Raw genomic sequence first — 18,287 nt, 5'->3', positions numbered from 1 at the left:
TTTTTATTGCGCGAGGGCTCAATGCGCGAGCAGCAACGGGCAGTCTGCCTTTGCCAGCAAGGTGCGGGTGACCGAGCCGAACAGGCGTTCGCGCCAGCTATTGTGGCCGAATGCGCCCATCGCCAGCGCCCGCGCATGGTGGGCTGCGCATTCGGCCAGCAGCACGTCGGCGGCAGACAGTGTGCTGCCGATTGCGACGGGTGTGGCTTCGACTCCATGGCAGGCAAGATAGCCGGCCGCCTCGGCTGCCAGTGTTTCGGCATCTGCCTGACTGGGTTGGATGACGATCAGCCGCTTGGGCGAGTGCGGCCATAGTTGCATAAATGCCAGTTGCTGCAGCATGCGTGCGGCGCATGCACTGCCGTCGTAGGCGATCAGGATAGGGCCGTCCGGATGGCGGCTGTGTTCGCTGGCGGCCTTGGGCAGCAGCAAGAGCGGACGCGGCGCATCGGCCAGATAATGCGTGAGCTGCAACGCATCTTCGGACGCGCCGGCCGAACCCAATTGGGCATCGGTTGCACTAACCACCAGATCATGGCCGCGTGCCTCGCGCACGAGCGCAGTGGCAGGTGCTTCATCTTCTATGCACAAGCCGGTAAAGCCGACGCCGGCGGCGAGCGCCTGCTGCCGGCAGGCGTCGATCAGCGTGTCGGCTTGCGCGCGCCATTCGTCCAGCCAGCACCGGTTGCGCTGCTCCTGAAAGGCAAGCGCACCGGCTGGTACGGCCTCGCCCTGAGTCAGGCGGGCCAGATCGATCAGCGCAAGCGCAGTCAGGTGTGCGCCGCGCTCGCTGCCAAGCTTGAGCGCGCGTGCGCGGGCCTCGTACGACGAGGGCGAGTCGTTCAGGGTCAACAGAATGCGCTTGATCATGGTTTTCTCCTGCTGTTTTATTGATTCTGGACGGGGTTGCATACCGTGCTACGGATTCCGGTGGCACGTCAGCGCTGGCGAAGTTCATGCTTGCCGGACGCACGGATTTTCACAGGTATAGCGGACAAGCTTGTGGATAGGCTGTGGACACATGACTGCAGGTGTAGTCCTGGTGCCGCGTCGCGGGTGATTGCTTAAAAAACAGGCAGTCGCCGCGGGTGTCATGTTTTTCCACTTTATCTGGCCGGCCTGTCATCGCCATATCCGGGGCATGCTACTGATGGTGTAGCCGTCCAGGACCGGGATATCGAGGGTATGGCTGGTGCAGGGGTGTGCTATGTGTCGGCGTGGTAATGGGTACAGTAGTATTTGCCACTGTAAGTGGCTGAATCCTATCGGGAACTATTCTAAATGGCTATGGACGAACAAACATGACAAGGTCGTTATGGAGAACACTATGCCTGCACTAGAACGTATTCTGGTCACTACCGATTTTTCCCCGCTGGGCAACGCTGCGGTACGCCGCGCCACCCGTCTTGCCGCGCGCGATGGCGCCAAGCTGCTGCTGGTGCATGCCTTGCCGCGCTTTCCCACCTTGCAGGCGGTGTTCGTCGATCACGGCCAGGTCGCGCAGCAGATGCGTGCCGCGGCCGAAGCCCATATTGGTACGCTATTGGCCGAAGCCGATGCGGCCGGCGTCGTGGATGTGCGTGGCGAGATCGGTGAGGGCGCCGCGCACCGTGTGGTTGCCGATGCCATCGAGACTTTCCATCCCGACCTCGTGGTGATCGGTGCCCACGGCAAGGGGCTGCTGCAGCAGTTTTTCCTGGGCGGCACTGCGGCACGCATTCTTGCCCAGTCGACCAGCCCGGTGTTGGTCGTGCGCGAGCTGCTCGAGGCGGACTATCAGCATGTGGTGGCTGCAGTAGATCTCGGTCCGCGCTCACCGGTGGTTCTTGCTGCGGCACACCGGGTTGGCGCGCGCGCGCAACTGACTGCCGTATACGCGTATACGGCGCCTTTCGAGGCGTCGCTGCGTTACAAGGGTTTTCCCGAGGAAGACATCCGCCGCTATGTGGAAAAAGAGGCGCAGGCTGCACAGCCTCGCATGGATGCACTGCTTGCCGCATCCGGGCTGACTCAGGACGCCCGCATCGTGTATGGAGATATCAATCCGGCCTTGCCCGAAGCTGTGCGCGAACTGGGCGCGGAGTTGATCGTCGTCGGCAAGCATGGTGGCACGCGCGTTGAAGAAGCGATCATGGGCAGCGTGCCGCGCTTTTTGGCCTACTACGCGCCGTGTGATGTGCTGGTGTGCTGAAGGGCTAATCCCTCCTCCATAGAAGAAGGGCTTAGATGTCTGCTGCTGATGGTCTCGCTTTGCTGGGCGCAGTCTTGTTGGCTGCGATCGGTGGCGAGACGTTTTTGCGCGCGATTGTCGGCGCGGCCGGCGCGCTCAGGGTATCCAGGGTGGTGGTCGCGACCACGCTGGCGGCGTGTGCGACGTCCAGTCCCGAGCTGACCGTCTCGACGGTCGCCGCGCTGTCCGGCATGCCGCAGATTGGCCTGGGTGACGCGCTGGGGAGCAACGTTACCAATATCGCGCTGATCTTCGGCCTGGCCCTGCTGTTCGCGCCGGTACGTGCCGACGCGAGTGGTCTTGGCGCCGACTACAAGCTTGCGCTGGCCGTGCCGCTGCTGACTTTCCTGTTCCTGCTGGATGGTGTCATCTCACGGGCCGAAGCGCTGCTGTTGCTGGCCGTGTTTGCTGCGTGGCTGGCGTGGACGGTGCGCGCGGCATGCGCCTCGCGTTTCGGCACGCGCGAGACCAGCGCACCGACCCTCCCGGCTGGCCGTATTGTCCTGCTCGGGCTGTTCGGCTTTGCCTGCATGTTGCTCGCCGGCCGGCTGTTTGTTTTGGGGGCAAGTGGCGTCGCTGCATCGTTCGGCGTCGGCGGCTACGTGGTCGGCGTGCTGCTGGTCGCTTTCGGCACCTCGCTGCCGGAGTTGGTGACGGTGCTGATGTCGCGTCTGCGCGGCCACGACGACATCGGCGTCGGCACCCTGATCGGCAGCAACCTCTTCAACGGGCTGGCGATCGTCGGCGTCGCCGGTCTGATCCACCCGATCGCCGTGTCGCGCACCGAGGTGGCGCTAACGCTCGTCTGCGGCGTCGCGGCTCTGCTGCTGTTGCGCCCCGCCGCAGACGGGCTGATCGGACGCGGCCGTGGCGTTGTTTTGCTGCTGCTCTACAGCGGCTTCGTGTGGGGAACCTTGCAATGAGTGAATCTGCAGGCGCTGAGATCCGCCCCTCCATTCCTGACTGTCACGCCCTGCCTGCCGCCGAAGTCGCCGCCGCGCTATCCAGCGACCCTGTCGCCGGCCTTTCGCCCGACGAGGCTGGACGGCGCCTGCATGCGTACGGCAAAAACCGTCTTGCCGAAGCATCGCCGCGCGAGCCGTGGCGCAAGTTCGCCGACCAGTTCAAGGGCCTGTTGGTGCTGATCCTGCTTGTAGCGGCAGTGGTGGCCGGCTTTGTCGGGGATCTGAAGGATTCGGCGGTGATCGTGGTGGTGGTGCTCTTGAACGCGACCCTCGGTTTCGTGCAGGAGTACCGTGCCGAGGCCGCGCTCGCTGCGCTCAAGGGCATGCTCGCGCCGGTCGCGCGCGTGAGGCGCGGCGGCGAGGTGTGTCAGGTCGACGCGCCGGAACTGGTGCCGGGCGATGTGCTGTTGTTGGAGGCCGGCGACAGGGTCGGTGCCGACGCGCGGGTGCTGTCGGCGCACGGCGCGGAAGTCGCCGAGGCGGCGCTCACCGGCGAAGCGCACCCGGTAGCCAAGCTTGCCGGCACGCTAAGCGCGGCGACGCCCTTGGCCGAGCGCAGCAATATGGTATTCATGAACACGGTGCTCACCCGCGGCCGCATCGAGGCGCTGGTCACCGCGACCGGCATGTACACCGAGATGGGGCGGCTGGCCGGCTTGCTCGCCCAGACCGTGGAAGGCGCGACGCCCTTGCAGCGCCAGCTCGACGTGCTGGGCAAGCGGCTTGGCCTGATCGCCTGCGCGGTGGTCGCGCTGATGTTCGTGGTTGGCATCGCGCGCGGCGAGCCGCTGGGCGAGACGGCAATGGTCGCGATCGCGCTGGCGGTGGCGGCGATCCCCGAGGGCCTGCCGGCGGTGGTGACGGTAACGCTGGCGCTAGGCATGCACCGCATGGCCAGGCATCACGCCATTGTCAAGAAGCTTGCCGCGGTCGAGACGCTGGGCTGCACGACGGTGATCTGCTCAGACAAGACCGGCACGCTGACGCTTAACCAGATGACCGCGCGTGCGCTTTACACTGCGGGCGCATGCCACGCAGTCAGCGGCGAGGGCTACGGCGGGGGCGGGAGCATAGAGGGGCCTTTGCCTGCTTCAGCCTTGCGCGAGGTGCTGCTGCCGGTCGTGCTGTGCAGCGACGCTCATCTCCGAGATGGCATTCTGATCGGCGATCCGACCGAAGGTGCTTTGCTTGCGCTGGCGGCGAAGGCGGGGCTGGATGTAAACGAGATACGGGAGCATAGACCGCGTATTGCCGAAATTCCGTTCGATTCTGCGGTCAAGTTTATGGCGACCTTTCACCATGAGGGCAGCCATGTGCGCCTGTGCGTGAAGGGCGCGCCGGATGTGTTGCTTGAGCGCGCGCATGCATGGCTTGGCGAGGACGGGATATTGCCGCTGGACGCTGTGGCGCGCGTGCATTTTTCCGGCGAAAACGATGTATTGGCTGATCAGGCGCTGCGCGTGCTGGCGCTGGCCGAACGGATGATTCCGGCCGACGCATTCGATCCTGACGGCGAGCTGCTTGAATGGGTGAATGATCTGACCTTGCTGGCACTGGTCGGCATTATCGACCCGCCGCGCGCCGAGGCGCGTGCAGCGATTGCGCGCTGTCAGCAAGCGGGCATCGAGGTGAAAATGATTACCGGCGACCACCGGGTCACGGCGGCGGCGATCGCCCGCGAACTGGGGCTGCATGGTGACGCGCTCGAGGGGCGGGCACTCGATGCCTTGGATGATCAGGCGCTGGGTGAGGTGGTTGAAAAGAGTGCGGTGTTCGCACGTGTCGCGCCCGAGCACAAGCTGCGCATTGTCAAGGTGCTGCAGGCGAGGGGGCATGTGGTGGCGATGACCGGCGATGGGGTCAACGACGCGCCCGCGCTCAAGCGGGCCGACATCGGCATTGCGATGGGTATCACCGGCACCGAGGTCAGCAAGGAGGCGGCGACGCTGGTGCTGACCGATGACAATTTCGCCACCATTGTGCATGCGGTGGAAGAGGGGCGGACCATCTACGACAATATCGTCAAGTTTGTCCGCTTCCAGCTCTCGACCAATGTCGGGGCCATCCTCACCGTGCTTGCCGCCCCTTTGCTGGGGCTGGCCACGCCGTTTACCGCAATCCAGCTGTTGTGGGTCAATATCATCATGGACGGCCCGCCGGCGATGACGCTGGGCGTCGAGCCTGCGCGTGAGGGGGTGATGCAGGATGCGCCGCGTAGTGCCGATGCGGCGATCCTGTCATGGCAGCGGCTGTGGCGCATCGCGCTTTACGGCGCGACGATGGCGGCCGGTACGCTGGCGGTCTATCTGTGGACACTGGACACGCGCGCCGCGGCCTCGGCCACGACGATGGCGTTTACCACCTTTGTGCTGTTCCAGTTTTTCAATATTTTCAATGCGCGCGCCGAGTACGGTTCGGCGTTCAACCGCCAGTTCTTCAGCAATGGCAAACTGTGGCTGGCACTAACCGGCGTGATCGCGCTGCAGGTGCTGGTGGTGCACTGGGCTCCGGCACAGGCGGTGTTCGACACTGTCGACCTGAGCGCCTGCCAGTGGGCGCTGGCCGTGGCGGTTGCATCGAGTACGCTGCTGTTGGAGGAGGCGCGCAAGCTGTTGCTGTGCGTATTCACGCGCGGAAAATAAGCGCGCTTTTAGTCGCTGTTTATATCTGCAGTGTGCCAGTGATACGGCGTTAAAGACGGTTTCGAAATGCGTATGTGCCCTATGTGCACGGTGCTTTCTCCGCAGTTTCCGCCTTGTCTCGCACGAGCTCGCGAGATGGTGAACAGGCCTTTACTCGCGGCAGGGCGCCTATCTGCAATGTCCATGGTATTATTTGGCTGTTAAATAAAAGCCGTATGTATAAATTGGCTATGCCATTGTTGCGGCATATTCTGATTGTCATGCGTTTGATGTTGCCGCCCTTGTGCCGGCCGGTAGAAAGCCGATATGAATTTAGGTCGCCTCCAGTGGCGCTCGCTCAAGACACGGGTCACTTTTACGGCTCTCTTTGTACTGATGACCGGGATCTGTTTGCTGACGTTCTACGTCAGCCGGATGCTGCGTGAGGATATGCAGCAGCAGCTGAGCCAGCAGCAGCTGTCGGCGGTCAGCTTTATGGCCAACCATGTCAACCATGAGCTGGACGAGCGTATGCAGGTGCTGCATGCCGTAGCAGCTAGCATACAGCCGGCACAACTGGCCGATGATCGCACGATGCAGGCGCTGCTGGATAAGCAGTCCTTGCTGCTGGCGATGTTTAACGGTGGCGTTCTTGCTTACCGGACCGACGGGGTCGCCATTGCCGAGACGCCGCGTTCAGCCGGGCGTGTCGGTACCAACCATTTGTATATCGACACGATTGCTGCCGCCTTGCTTGAGGGGCGTGCCACTTTCAGCCGGCCCATCATGGGTAAAGCCCTGCGCGCGCCAGTTTTCGGCATGAGCGTGCCCATTCGTGACGGGCAAGGCCGGGTGGTGGGGGCTTTGTCCGGCGTGACCAATCTGGGCAAGCCCAATTTTCTCGATCAAATTACGGGCAGTACTTACGGCAAGAGCGGCCATTACGCCATTGTCGATCGCCGGAACCGGCTGGTCGTGACCTCTTCCGACAAGCTGCGCATTATGCAGCCGCTACCTGCACCCGGTACTCATGTCCTGACTGATCGCCTGTTGCGGCAGAATGCCGGCTCGGCAATTGGCACGAGCCAGCAGGGGGGGGAGGAGCTGCTTTCCAGCCAGGATATCCCGCTGGCCGGTTGGGTATTGACGGCCTCACTTCCTATTGAAGAGGCATTTGCCCCTATCCAGTCCATGCAGCAGCGCATGCTGCTGGCCGCCGGCCTGCTGTCCTTGCTGGCCGGTGTGCTGATCTGGTGGCTGCTGCGGCGTCAGCTTTCACCTTTGCAACAGGCCGCCAGTATGTTGACGCAACTGGCTGAGCAGCCACCTGCCGTGTCGGCCTTGCCTATCCAGCGCCATGATGAAATCGGCAGTTTGATTGCCGGTTTTAACCGCTTGCTCGCCAAGCTGGCCCAGCGTGAACATGCCCTGCAGGAAAGCCGGAGCATGTTGTCGGAAATTCTGGCCAATGTGGATGCGAATATTTATCTGAAAGATACAGAAGGGCGTTATCTCTTTGCCAACCGGCCGGTGCTGACCTTGTTTGGCGCTTCTCTTGAGGAGGTCGTCGGGCAGAGGGATGAGCATTTCTTCGACCCGGATACGGTTGCCCGCTTGTCCCAGAATGACCGTCAGGTGCTGGATCAGGGCCTGGTGCTGCGCACGGAAGAGAGCAATTTGCAGGTACAGGAGCGTTGCGCGACCTATTGGACCGTCAAGTTGCCGCTACGCAATGCTGCCGGTGAGATTTATGCCTTGTGCGGAATCTCTACCGATATGACCGAAAGTAAGCGCATTGAAAAATATGAACAGTTCCGCGGCCAGACCCTTGAACTGCTGGTGAAGGGTGCTTCCTTGCCGGTGCTGCTGCAGGCCATTGTGCAGGGGGTGGAGCAGGTTGACCCGGCCATGTTGTGCAGCATCCTGCTGCTGGATGAAGACGGTCGCCATCTTGGCCAGAGCGTAGCGCCGAGCCTGCCTGAGTTTTATGTTGCCGCTATTGACGGCATCGAGATCGGGGTCGGCGTCGGCTCTTGTGGAACGGCGGCCATCACCGGGCAGCGGGTGATCGTCGAGGATATCCAGCAGCATGCTTATTGGGCGCCATATAAGGAATTGGCAGCGCGTGCCGGGCTGGCGGCTTGCTGGTCGCAGCCGATATTGTCATCCGCCGGCAAGGTATTGGGGACTTTTGCCATCTATGCGCGCGAAGTGCGTCAGCCTGGCACCAGCGATATCGCGATTATTGAACAGTCTGCCCATCTGGTCAGCATCGCGCTTGAGCGCAAACAGGCGGAGGACAAACTGCATCTGGCGGCGAGCGTGTTCACTCACGCGCGTGAAGGCATCATGATCACCAGCCTTGATGGCACAATCATTGATATCAATGCTGCGTTCAGCCAGATGAGTGGGTATTCTCGCGCTGAAGTGTTGGGGCAGAACACCCGTCTGTTCAAGTCGGGCCGGCATCCGGATGCGTTTTATAGTGAGCTGTGGCAGCAATTGGGCACATGCGGCTATTGGTCGGGTGAACTGTGGAACCGCCACAAGAATACCGAGATCTGTGCCGAGATGGTGACAATCAGTGCCATATGCGATAGCGCAGGCAGTACGCGGCAATATGTGGCGCTGTTTTCCGATATCTCCGCACTGAAGGCGCATCAAAACCAGCTTGAATACATGGCGCATTATGATGCGCTGACCCGTCTGCCCAACCGTCTCTTGCTGGCGGACCGATTGCAGCAGGCCATGAGGCAGAGCTCCAGAAGCGGGTATGCGCTGGCTGTTGTTTATCTGGATCTGGATGGCTTCAAGGAGGTTAACGACCAGTATGGGCATGCAGCGGGCGACCAGCTGCTGCTTGTGCTGGCCGAAGGCATGCGAAACGCCCTGCGGGATGGCGATACGCTGGCCCGTCTGGGAGGCGATGAGTTTGTCGCGGTGCTGCCGGATCTGTCTGAGCCTGCAGCCTGCAAGCCCATTCTGGCCCGTTTGCTGGATGCCGCAGCTCACGCCGTGATGGTGAATGGTGAGCCCTTGCAGGTTTCGGCCAGTGTGGGGGTCACGTTTTATCCGCAGCAGCAGGAGGCAGTCGATGCTGACCAGCTCTTGCGTCAGGCCGATCAGGCCATGTATCAGGCCAAACTGGCCGGACGTAACCGCTTCCACCTGTTTGATGCGGAGGAAGATCGCAATATCCGCCACCATCATGCCAGTCTGAAGCGTTTGCGTCAGGCATTGAATGATGGCGAGTTTGTGCTGTATTACCAGCCCAAGGTCAATATGCGTAGCGGTGAAGTGGTGGGGGCCGAGGCACTGATACGCTGGCAACATCCAGAGCAAGGCTTGCTGCCACCTGGCGAATTTCTGTCGGCCACCGAGAATGACCCCTTGGCCATTGAACTGGGGGAGTGGGTTATTGCTACCGCATTGGCCCAGATGCTGGCATGGCGGGAGGCTGGGCTGGATATACCGGTTAGCGTCAATATCGGAGCGTACCAATTGCAACAGGCCGGTTTCGCCACGCGCTTGCGGGCGCTATTGGCGGCACAGCCGGCGGTCCGGCCTGGCGATCTCGAACTGGAAGTGCTGGAAACCAGCGCCATGGAGGATCTGAGCGGGGTGTCGCAGCTGATCGCGGCATGCGGCGAGATCGGCGTGGTGTTTGCGCTGGATGATTTTGGCACCGGCTAGTCCTCGCTGACGTATCTGAAACGCTTGCCGGTCGTCCTGCTTAAGGTGGATCAGAGTTTTGTGCGCGACATGCTGGAAGATGCCGATGATTTGGCCATTCTGGAAGGCGTGATCAGTTTGGCGGCGACTTTCCGGCGCCAGCTTATTGCCGAAGGCGTGGAAACCATCGCGCATGGCGAACTGCTGTTGCAATTGGGGTGCGAGCTGGCGCAGGGCTATGGTATTGCGCGCCCTATGCCCGGGCCTGCCTTGCCGGACTGGGCCGCTCACTGGCGACCCGACCCGGCCTGGCAAGATGTGGCGGTGATTGAGCGCCATCATTTACCGCTGCTATTTGCCCAAGTGGAACATCAGGCCTGGATGGGTCATATGGTCCGCTATCTTCGCGGCGGACAGGTGGCTCAGCCCGCGCTGGATCCAAAGCGTTGTCGCCTGGGCTTATGGCTTGGTGGCGAGGGCTTGCTGCGTTACGGGGCATTGCCGGCCTTGACCCAGGCTGCGGCCTTGCATGATCAAGTCCATGCACAGGCTGCGCGTTTGTGCGAGTGGCGGGTATTGGGCCGGCAGGCACAAGCCGATGCCGGCATCGAAGCGCTGCAGGAGCTGCATGCGGGCTTGCAGGATCAGTTGAAAAAGCTGGAGGTGGTGTCGGGGCAGGACCTTGTTTCACGTCTTGCAGCCCAGGTTTAGAGCCTGTCAGACCCAAAAAATAGCGCCAGGTAAGTGCCGGGCGCTATTTTTTTGGCTTCAATTGCGGGTGTACGGGATCGTCATCATGGCGCTTCCCAGTTTATGCGCATGCAGCAGGAAACCTATCATATTCGGCGTGACCTCGCCCTTGACCGGAAGCTTGTCTATATCCAGTGCCCACACGGTGTACTGGTAGCGGTGCATTCCATCTGCTTGTGGCGGGCAAGGGCCGCCGTACTGGCGGGTGCCAAAGTCGTTGCTTGGCATCTGTGCGCCTTTGGGTAGCGCCCCTTTGGGATTGCCTGCGCCTTCGGCCAGAGAAGTTGTCGATGCCGGAATATCCGTCATCAACCAGTGCCACCAGCCACCGCCCGTCGGTGCGTCCGGGTCATGCAAGGTGATGGCGAAGCTTTTGGTTCCGGCCGGTGCATCGCTCCAGACTAGCGGTGGCGAGATATTCTTGCCGGTGCAGCCCCAGCCGTTGAAGGCAAAGCGCGTGTCCAGCGGTTTGCCTTCGCTGAGCGCCGGGCTTTTAAGGGCAAAACATTTACTACCGGCTTTGGCTGGCCAGCAGACATCATTACTGGCAGTTTCCGCATGACTGGAAAATGAAGCCAAAAGAATCATGCTAGCGGCAAGTGTAGCGTATTTCATAGACTATCCTTTTCATGGGTACGGCGCTTACTTGAATACACCCAGCAGCTTCAGCACAAACAGCAAGATCACGGCACCCAGGATGCCGAAGCCCAGGCCTGTCAGTGAAAATGCGCCGGCGCTGTCGGCTGCACCGATGCCCAGCACGCTGCCGAACACCCAGCGCCCGAGTGCCGAGCCGACAATACCGACCAGGACATTGGCGATAATGCCTTGCTGGGCATCGGTACCCATGACCTTGCTGGCCAGCCAGCCGATCAGGCCGCCCACAATCAGGGTGATAATCCATCCCATAATGTTTTCCTCCTGTCTGTACCTGATAAATGATGATGCACCGTGCCAGCATAGACGCATTTCTGGATTTTTTTGCCTGGCGCGCAGGCGACAGGCTTTACGGTATCATCGCCGCTCGCCCATCTGCCTTTGTGATGCCATGCCCCATTCTGTTGATGAACTGATTGCCCGCTTGCCCAAGACCGAGCTGCACCTGCATATTGAAGGCACGCTGGAGCCGGAGCTGATGTTTGCCCTGGCGCAGAAAAACGCTGTCGCCCTGCCGTATGCCAGCGTGGAAGAAGTCCGTGCCGCCTATGATTTTTCCAATCTGCAGTCCTTTCTCGATCTGTATTACGCCGGAGCCGGCGTATTGCTGACCGAGGATGATTTTTTCGATCTGGCCTGGGCCTATCTTGAGCGCGCACATGAAGACCGTATCGTGCACGCCGAAATCTTTTTCGACCCGCAAACCCATACCGCCCGCGGCGTTCCCTATGTCACCGTGCATCGCGGCCTGTGCCGTGCGCTTGCTAAAGCACAGCAGCAGTGGGGCATGAGCTCGCGCCTGATCCTGTCTTTCTTGCGCCATCTGAGCGAGGACGATGGTTTTGCCGTGCTGGACGAGGCGTTGCCGTTTATTGACGAGATAGACGGCTTCGGCCTGGATTCGAGCGAGCTTGGCCATCCGCCGGAAAAATTCGAGCGCCTGTTTGAGCGTTGCCGCGAACTGGGCAAGCCGGTGGTGGCGCATGCAGGGGAGGAGGGGCCGCCGGACTATGTATGGCAGGCGCTGGAGGGTTTGCAGGTGTGCCGCATCGATCACGGTGTACGTTCGCTGGAAGATGCAGCGCTGGTCGCGCGTCTGGCAAAGGCGCGCATGCCGTTGACCGTTTGTCCCTTGTCCAATCTCAAGCTCAAGGTGGTGGATGATCTTGCCGTGCATCCACTGAAAAAAATGCTCGATGCCGGTTTGTGCGCGCTGGTGAATTCGGATGACCCGGCTTATTTCGGCGGCTATCTGGGGGCGAATTTGCTGGCTTGCCGTCAGGCGCTGGACTTGTCAGCGGGCGATATCGTGCAACTGGTCAAGAACGGGTTTGAGGCCAGTTGGTTGCCATCCGCACAAAAAGCCTGCTGGCTGGCCGAATGCGATGCCATCCTGGCTGCATGGGAAAATGAAGCATGAGCGTGGTCTCGCCCTGTATCGGCCAGTGCAAGCTGGATGAGAGCGGCCGCTACTGCACAGGCTGCCAGCGCACGCGCGATGAAATCGGTGCCTGGCGTGACATGAGTGATGCCGGCAAGAAGGCGGTGTGGGCGCGTTTGCTGTCGCTTAAGCCGGCCGTGCGGCAAAAGGTGTGCGAGGCGTGCGGTGCCGGCTTTGCTTGTGGCAGCGGCGCCAAGGACGGGACTTGCTGGTGCAATGATCTGCCCAATGTGCTGCCGCCCACCCCGGGCGTGGCCGATTGCCTGTGTCCGGATTGTCTGAAGCAAAAGCTGGCCGCAGAGTATCAGGCGCGCGGTCTGGATTGCCCGCTTTAAATGAAACCCATGCCCGCGGTGATAGCGCTGCTTGCCGCGGGTTTACTTCTTGTCGTCTTGCTCATGGGCGATACATTGCATTTTTCTAAAGTGAATATGATTACATAGTAATTTATTCATTCTGCTCCCCTCTGTACATTCCGGATTAAGCAAAGACTGCGGGCCTTGTTAGCCAGGCCCGGTTTTGAGAATCAGGAATCCGGAGGAAATCATGTCCCAAAGTTTGCCTTGTCTCTTTGTTGATCTGCCGCTGGTGCGTGCCAATGCCGAAGCGATGGTCGAGTTGTGCGAGGCGTCGGGCATCCACCCGGTCGGTATTACCAAGCTGGCCTGCGGCTCGCACGAGGTGGCTGAAGCCTATCTCGATGGCGGCATCCGCATCTTGGGCGACTCGCGTATCCATAATCTGGAAAAGCTGCAGGACTTGCCGGCGCAAAAACTGCTGCTGCGCATTCCCGCCGCAAGTGATGTCATGGATGTGGTGCGCTACGCCGATATCTCGCTCAACTCCGAAGAACACACGATACGGGCCCTGTCTGCAGCAGCCGTAGCGCAAGGTCGCGTACACAAAATCATCGTGATGCATGACTTGGGTGACTTACGCGAGGGCTGTTTCAATGCTGACGACACCGTGGCGCTGGCGCATCTGGTCAGCGAGTTGCCCGGTGTCGAACTCGAAGGTCTGGGCACCAATCTCGCCTGCTATGGCGGCGTCGAACCCTCCACCGAAAACCAGCAGCAACTGGTCGATATTGCACACCGTATCGAGCATGAACTGGGCGTGAAGCTGCATGTGGTTTCCGGCGCCAGCTCCGCTGCATTGCCCTTGCTGCTTAGAGGCGGCTTGCCGGACGGAATCAACCAGCTGCGTCTGGGCGCATCCTTGCTGATGGGCATCGGTCTGAATGACGACCCGATTCCGGGTACGAGTCAGGACACCATGCGTCTGGGGGTCGAGATTATCGAGCTCAAGGAAAAACCGTCGGTACCGGTCAATTCGACCGCGCTGGATGCTTTTGGCAACAAGCCGGTATTCGAAGATCTGGGTATCCGCCGGCGTGCCATCTGCGCTATCGGCAAACAGGATGTGAATTTCGACGACCTGATCCCGCTGGATCCTGCGCTACGTATTATCGGCGGCAGCTCTGACCACCTGATTCTCGATGTGACCGAGACTGCGCAGCCTTATCAGGTTGGCGACACCATCTACTTCGCGCTGAGCTACGGCGGCGCCTTGCAGTGCATGACTTCCGAGTACGTGCGCAAAGAATACTTGCACTAAGCCATATGGGCTTCCGACTCATTGAAATGGAGTAAAACATGACTGAAGTCGTACAAGGAGGGGCCGCGCCCGCGGCCGAACCCAAGCTGAAACTCGGCGCGCTGACCGCGCTGGTGGTCAGCGCCCTGATTGCGGCCGGCATCTTCTCGCTGCCGCAGAATATGGCGAAATCGGCTGGTGCCGGTGCAATCATGATAGGCTGGGCGATTACCTTCGTCGGCATGCTGATGCTGGCTTTCGTGTTCCAGACGCTGGCCAACCGCAAGCCCGATATCGAAGGCGGTGTCTACGGTTATGCCCGCGCCGGTTTTGGTCCGTATATGGGCTTTAACTCGGCCTGGGGTTACTGGATCTCGGCCTGGATCGGCAACGTGTCCTACTACGTGGTGATCTTCTCTGCCTTCAGTTCGTTTTCCGGCCTGGAATTCTTCGGCGAGGGCAACACCCTGCCGGCCATCCTGTGCTCGTCCGTGCTGCTGTGGGCCTACCATTTCCTGATTTGCCGCGGTATTCAGGGCGCAGCGATGATCAATATCATCACCACCGTTGCCAAGCTGATTCCGCTGGGCCTGTTCCTGGTGCTGGTATTTGTTGCCTTCAAGATCGAAACTTTCCAGCTCGACTTCTGGGGACGTCCTGAACTGGGCTCCGTGCTGGATCAGGTCAAGAGCACCATGCTGGTGACCACCTGGGTGTTCATCGGTCTCGAAGGCGCGTCGATTTTCTCCAGCCGTGCCGAGAAGATGGCCGACGTGGGCAAGGCGACGATGATCGGTTTTGCGCTGTCCATCATGATGTTCGTTGCCGTGTCGCTGTTGTCGCTGGGCGTGCTGTCCCAGCCTGAACTGGCTGCACTGAAGAACCCGTCTACCGCTGGTGTGCTCAAGGCTGCCGTGGGTGACTGGGGTGCGACACTGATGAATGCCGGTCTGATTATCTCGGTGGGTGGCGCACTGCTGGCCTGGACCTTGCTCGCAGCCGAAGTGCCATACCTCGCCGGTAAAGACGGCACCATGCCGGCTTTCCTGGGCAAGACCAATGCCAAGGGTGCTCCGGTTAATGCGCTGCTGCTGACCAATGGTCTGGTGCAACTGTTCCTGATCATCACCCTGTTCAATGGTTCGGCTTACCTCGACCTCTTGTATCTTGCTACGTCGATGATCCTGATCCCTTATCTGTTGTGTGCGCTGTATGCTGCGATGATCGCCGTGCGCAAGGATGGCTATAAGGGTGAGGAAGGTGCTGCAGGTAAAGACTTGGTGATTGGCGTGCTTGCCTCGGTTTACGGTTGCTGGCTGCTGTATGCGGCAGGCCCTAAATACCTGCTGCTGTCCATGGTGCTGTACGCCCCAGGCATCCTGTTCTACCTGAAGGCCCGTAGCGAGCAGAAGCTGGCCGCCTTTACCCGTAACGAGATGGTGTTGGCCGCAATTGCTGTCGTGCTTGGTTTGTTTGCCGCCTGGCAGTTGGCCACCGGTGCTCTGTCGCTGTAAACCAACGTTTTCCGTGATGTACCCCATTGCCCCCGCGTTGCGGGGGCTTTTTTATGCGTGTTTGATTAAGGTCAAATCGGCGCTGAGGGGTTGGCGGTAGTTTTCGCTACCTTGTTGCCGGCTGTTTTATTGCCGGCCATGGAAAACGAAAATGGAAGGCTGGCCGTGCGTCTGGATAATTTTGATCTCAGGTTGTTGCGCATCTTTATCACCATTGTCGAGAGTGGCGGATTTTCGGCTGCCCAGGCCAAACTGGGTATGAGTCAATCGGCCATCAGCTGCAAGATGCACGATCTGGAAACCCGGCTGGGCATGTGTTTGTGCCTGCGCGGTCGCAGCGGCTTCAAGTTGACGGTAGAAGGGCAGCAGGTTTACGAAGAAACCCTGCGCCTGCTGTCTCAGCTTGGGCAGTACGAGAACAAGTTGGGCCTGATACGCGAGCAGATTTTCGGTCATGTGCGCATCGGGGTGGTTGACACCATTGCGATGAATCCTGCTTGCCGTCTGCCGGTCAGCCTGCGCGAGTTCACGCGCAAGTATCCGGAAGTCAGTGTGACGCTGGATGTAATGGAGTCCAATGAAATCGAGGTGTTGTTGTTGCAGGGCAAGCTGAGCATAGGTCTGTGCTCTAGCGATTACGAAATGCCCGGTCTGGAATACATCCCTTTGTTTTCCGAGCGCCAGCGCCTGTATGCTGCCGCATCGCATCCGGTGTTCCAGCTGGATCCCCCGGTATCGCGCAAAAAAGATCTGTTGCCGTTTGCCATTGCCGGGCGCGGCAAGCCCGGCGTGACGCCACTGGACGAAGCCGATGGCTTTTGCTCGCGTGCCGTTTCGGCCCATATGGAAGGCACGGCCTTACTCTTGCTTTCGGGCGAGCAAATCGGATATTTGCCCGAGCATTATGCCGTGCCCTGGGTCGCTGCCGGTGTGTTGCGTGCTCTGGATTTGCCTGCTTTGGACTACTTTCCCGCATTCAGCCTCTGTTTGCCGCGTTATGGCCAGAGCTCGCAAGCGACGCAGCGCATGCTGGTTGAGCTACTCGCCCCTTATCCGCAAGCCGCTGGAAAGGTTGTGCGCGAGCACTGGCCAGAGGCCGTGATTTAGCATCTGGCTGCTTCCTTCAGTTTGGGCGCATCTGACCGGGATCAAATCAACTGAATAAGAATACCTTTATATTTATGGCATGATTATCCGACTGACCCGCCAGCGGGCCGGCCACAGGAGCATGTATGCAGGTATTCAAGGCGGATGTCGTGATCGTGGGGGCCGGCGGTGCCGGCTTGAGGGCGGCGATTGCCGCCGCCGAGCTGGATCCGGCTCAAAGCATTGCACTACTGTCCAAGGTCTACCCGATGCGCAGCCACACGGTGGCGGCCGAGGGCGGCGCAGCCGGCGTGGTGCAGGCGCATGACAGTCTGGAACATCACTTTAACGATACGGTGTCAGGTGGCGACTGGCTGTGCGAGCAGGATGTGGTCGATTATTTCGTCGGCGAATGCACGCGCGAAATGGTGCAGCTCGAGCACTGGGGCTGTCCGTGGAGCCGCAAGGAAGACGGTCACATCAATGTGCGCCCGTTTGGCGGCATGAAGATAGAACGCACCTGGTTTGCCGCCGACAAGACCGGCTTCCATATGCTGCACACCCTGTTCCAGACCTCGCTCAAATATCCCTCCATCCGCCGCTTCGATGAATACTTTCTGCTCGACCTGATTGTCGACGACGGCCGCGCCCAGGGCGTACTGGCCGTGGAAATCGCCAGCGGCGAGATGATCCTGATTGAAGCCGGTGCGGTGGTGTTTGCCACCGGCGGCGCCGGACGTGTGTTCCGCGAGAATACCAATGGCGGCATCGTCACCGGCGACGGCATGGCGGTGGCCTATCGCCATGGTGTGCCTTTGCGCGATATGGAGTTCGTGCAGTATCACCCGACCTGTATGCCGGGCACCGGGCTGCTGTTTACCGAGGCCTGTCGTGGCGAGGGCGGGCTGCTGGTCAATAAGGATGGCTACCGCTATTTGCAGGACTATGGGCTGGGGCCGGCCGAGGACAAGCCGCGCAATAAGGCGATGGAACTTGGGCCGCGCGACCGCCTGAGCCAGGCCTTCTGGTACGAGATGCAGAAGGAGCGCACCATAGACGGCCGCTACGGCCCGGTGGTGCATCTGGATTTGCGCCATCTGGGCGCGGAAAAACTGCACGAGCGCCTGCCGCAAATCTGCGAGCTGGCACGCGAATTCATGGGCGTTGACCCGGTCACCGAGCCGATTCCGGTGCGCCCGGCGGTGCACTACACCATGGGCGGTATACCGGTCGACATTCACTGCGCAGCCTCCTTGCCCGGCTTGTTTGCCGCCGGCGAATGTTCCAGCGTCGGCATTCACGGCGCCAACCGGCTGGGCTCCAACTCGCTGGCCGAACTGTCGGTGTTCGGCAAGGTGGCCGGTGAATCCGCCAGCCTTTATGCCCGCTCCGCCAAGCCACGCAATAGTGCGGCCTTGCTCAAACTAGCCGAAGCGGCCGCCTTGCCGGCGCAAAACCTGCTGCGCCGCGATGGCAGCGAGCGCATCGCCGACCTTCGCCGCGAAATGGCGCAAACCATGGAAGAGGGCTGCGGCATCTACCGCTTGCACGACAGCATGCAGGCCACCTGCGACAAGCTGGCCGAGCTTAAGGTGCGCTACCGCGACATCCACATCGAAGACCGATCTTCGGTGTGGAATAGCGACTGGCTGCTGGCGATCGAGCTGGGCTACCAGCTGGATGTGGCCGAAGCCATGGCGCATTCGGCACTGAACCGGCGCGAGTCGCGCGGTGCGCACCAGCGTCTGGACGGCT

Annotated in this window: 13 protein-coding genes and 1 pseudogene; 11 read left to right on the top strand and 3 right to left on the bottom strand. The window is 60.6% G+C overall.

Annotated features, from left to right (window positions below; translation table 11 throughout):
- Positions 1-18 precede the first annotated feature (18 nt).
- Positions 19-870 carry a universal stress protein gene (locus tag EGI20_RS05705; protein ID WP_498630382.1) on the bottom strand — a complete coding sequence of 284 codons (852 nt, stop codon included), beginning with the start codon at positions 868-870 and terminating at the stop codon, positions 19-21.
- Between the two features lie 457 nt (positions 871-1,327).
- Between EGI20_RS05705 and EGI20_RS05700 the strand changes: the two genes are divergently transcribed.
- From EGI20_RS05700 to EGI20_RS05680, 5 genes and pseudogenes are all read left to right on the top strand, one after another.
- On the top strand, positions 1,328-2,191 hold the full coding sequence (locus EGI20_RS05700) for a universal stress protein (RefSeq protein WP_498630380.1): 864 nt from the start codon (positions 1,328-1,330) through the stop codon (positions 2,189-2,191).
- Between the two features lie 35 nt (positions 2,192-2,226).
- A complete protein-coding gene (locus EGI20_RS05695; protein WP_498630379.1) occupies positions 2,227-3,153 on the top strand; it encodes a sodium:calcium antiporter in 927 nt (308 codons plus the stop codon).
- The gene (locus EGI20_RS05690; protein WP_498630377.1) at positions 3,150-5,837 is read left to right on the top strand and encodes a cation-translocating P-type ATPase; all 2,688 of its coding nucleotides are present in this window, start codon (positions 3,150-3,152) and stop codon (positions 5,835-5,837) included. The genes EGI20_RS05695 and EGI20_RS05690 overlap by 4 nt, the downstream gene beginning before the upstream one ends.
- A 306-nt stretch (positions 5,838-6,143) precedes the next feature.
- Positions 6,144-9,731: pseudogene (locus tag EGI20_RS05685) on the top strand (bifunctional diguanylate cyclase/phosphodiesterase); the annotation flags it as partial.
- Positions 9,732-9,743: 12 nt separating this feature from the next.
- Positions 9,744-10,199 carry a CZB domain-containing protein gene (locus tag EGI20_RS05680; protein ID WP_498630408.1) on the top strand — a complete coding sequence of 152 codons (456 nt, stop codon included), beginning with the start codon at positions 9,744-9,746 and terminating at the stop codon, positions 10,197-10,199.
- 57 nt (positions 10,200-10,256) lie between these two features.
- On the opposite strand, the gene EGI20_RS05675 is transcribed toward EGI20_RS05680, so the two are convergent.
- Together EGI20_RS05675 and EGI20_RS05670 are read right to left on the bottom strand one after the other, a co-directional pair.
- A complete protein-coding gene (locus tag EGI20_RS05675; RefSeq protein ID WP_498630375.1) occupies positions 10,257-10,853 on the bottom strand; it encodes a YbhB/YbcL family Raf kinase inhibitor-like protein in 597 nt (198 codons plus the stop codon).
- A 27-nt stretch (positions 10,854-10,880) separates the two neighbouring features.
- Positions 10,881-11,147 (bottom strand): GlsB/YeaQ/YmgE family stress response membrane protein, encoded by a 267-nt coding sequence (locus EGI20_RS05670; protein WP_498630373.1) that lies wholly within the window; start codon positions 11,145-11,147, stop codon positions 10,881-10,883.
- Positions 11,148-11,286: 139 nt separating this feature from the next.
- On the opposite strand from EGI20_RS05670, the gene EGI20_RS05665 reads away from it, so the two are divergent.
- From EGI20_RS05665 to frdA, 6 genes are all read left to right on the top strand, one after another.
- The gene (locus EGI20_RS05665; protein WP_498630371.1) at positions 11,287-12,315 is read left to right on the top strand and encodes an adenosine deaminase; all 1,029 of its coding nucleotides are present in this window, start codon (positions 11,287-11,289) and stop codon (positions 12,313-12,315) included.
- Positions 12,312-12,671, top strand: coding sequence for a cysteine-rich CWC family protein (locus tag EGI20_RS05660; protein WP_498630369.1), 360 nt, complete (start codon positions 12,312-12,314; stop codon positions 12,669-12,671). The genes EGI20_RS05665 and EGI20_RS05660 overlap by 4 nt, the downstream gene beginning before the upstream one ends.
- Before the next feature lie 211 nt (positions 12,672-12,882).
- Positions 12,883-13,953 (top strand): alanine/ornithine racemase family PLP-dependent enzyme, encoded by a 1,071-nt coding sequence (locus tag EGI20_RS05655; protein WP_498630367.1) that lies wholly within the window; start codon positions 12,883-12,885, stop codon positions 13,951-13,953.
- Positions 13,954-13,991: 38 nt separating this feature from the next.
- Complete coding sequence (gene arcD, locus EGI20_RS05650) at positions 13,992-15,446, top strand: arginine-ornithine antiporter (protein ID WP_498630365.1); 1,455 nt, start codon at positions 13,992-13,994, stop codon at positions 15,444-15,446.
- Positions 15,447-15,611: 165 nt separating this feature from the next.
- A complete protein-coding gene (locus tag EGI20_RS05645) occupies positions 15,612-16,553 on the top strand; it encodes a LysR family transcriptional regulator (RefSeq protein ID WP_498630363.1) in 942 nt (313 codons plus the stop codon).
- 125 nt (positions 16,554-16,678) lie between these two features.
- Positions 16,679-18,287: fumarate reductase (quinol) flavoprotein subunit (gene frdA / locus EGI20_RS05640; protein ID WP_498630361.1), on the top strand; the 1,609-nt coding region annotated here is incomplete at its 3' end.

The sequence above is a fragment of the Aquitalea sp. S1-19 genome, assembly GCF_024343515.1.
This window is presented reverse-complemented; position numbering and strand designations above follow the sequence as displayed.

Coding starts and splice junctions, on each gene's coding strand:
- EGI20_RS05705 (WP_498630382.1), bottom strand. CDS start 870: ATGATCAAGCGCATTCTGTTGACCCTGAACGACTCGCCCTCGTCGTAC.
- EGI20_RS05700 (WP_498630380.1), top strand. CDS start 1,328: ATGCCTGCACTAGAACGTATTCTGGTCACTACCGATTTTTCCCCGCTG.
- EGI20_RS05695 (WP_498630379.1), top strand. CDS start 2,227: ATGTCTGCTGCTGATGGTCTCGCTTTGCTGGGCGCAGTCTTGTTGGCT.
- EGI20_RS05690 (WP_498630377.1), top strand. CDS start 3,150: ATGAGTGAATCTGCAGGCGCTGAGATCCGCCCCTCCATTCCTGACTGT.
- EGI20_RS05680 (WP_498630408.1), top strand. CDS start 9,744: ATGCCCGGGCCTGCCTTGCCGGACTGGGCCGCTCACTGGCGACCCGAC.
- EGI20_RS05675 (WP_498630375.1), bottom strand. CDS start 10,853: ATGAAATACGCTACACTTGCCGCTAGCATGATTCTTTTGGCTTCATTT.
- EGI20_RS05670 (WP_498630373.1), bottom strand. CDS start 11,147: ATGGGATGGATTATCACCCTGATTGTGGGCGGCCTGATCGGCTGGCTG.
- EGI20_RS05665 (WP_498630371.1), top strand. CDS start 11,287: ATGCCCCATTCTGTTGATGAACTGATTGCCCGCTTGCCCAAGACCGAG.
- EGI20_RS05660 (WP_498630369.1), top strand. CDS start 12,312: ATGAGCGTGGTCTCGCCCTGTATCGGCCAGTGCAAGCTGGATGAGAGC.
- EGI20_RS05655 (WP_498630367.1), top strand. CDS start 12,883: ATGTCCCAAAGTTTGCCTTGTCTCTTTGTTGATCTGCCGCTGGTGCGT.
- arcD (WP_498630365.1), top strand. CDS start 13,992: ATGACTGAAGTCGTACAAGGAGGGGCCGCGCCCGCGGCCGAACCCAAG.